Origin of the sequence: Aequorivita sp. KMM 9714, from assembly GCF_011065475.1 — a bacterium.
GTDB lineage: Bacteria > Bacteroidota > Bacteroidia > Flavobacteriales > Flavobacteriaceae > Aequorivita > Aequorivita sinensis.
Map to the genome: position 1 here is coordinate 1 of NZ_JAAGRO010000044.1, position 360 is coordinate 360.

1 pseudogene is annotated in these 360 nt (G+C 42.5%); it reads left to right on the top strand.

Features of this window, described 5'->3' with window-relative positions:
• Positions 1 to 25: 25 nt before the first annotated feature.
• Positions 26 to 360 (top strand): annotated as a pseudogene (locus G3A46_RS14100) (hypothetical protein); the annotation flags it as partial.

Here is a 360-nt window from a genome sequence, read left to right on the forward strand (position 1 = left end):
CTATAGATATGATGAAAATGGGAATATGACCCAGGACCTGAACAAGGATATCTACCAGATCAGCTACAACCATCTAAATCTACCAGTGGAGATAAGGTTTGATTTGGCAAATTCAATTCCAAGGATCAACTATGTGTACGATGCCACCGGGACAAAACTGAGCAAGACCGTAGTTGACGAAGGCACGATAAAAACAGAATACGCTGGCAATTTTATATATAACAATGCGGGGGGCAGCCAAATGACACTTCAGTTTTTTAACCATCCAGAAGGCTACGTGGAACCGGTAATGGGTGAGGAAAGTGTAAAGGGCTTTGAGGTGGGACTGCCAGGACCAACTTATTCTAGTTATAAGTATGT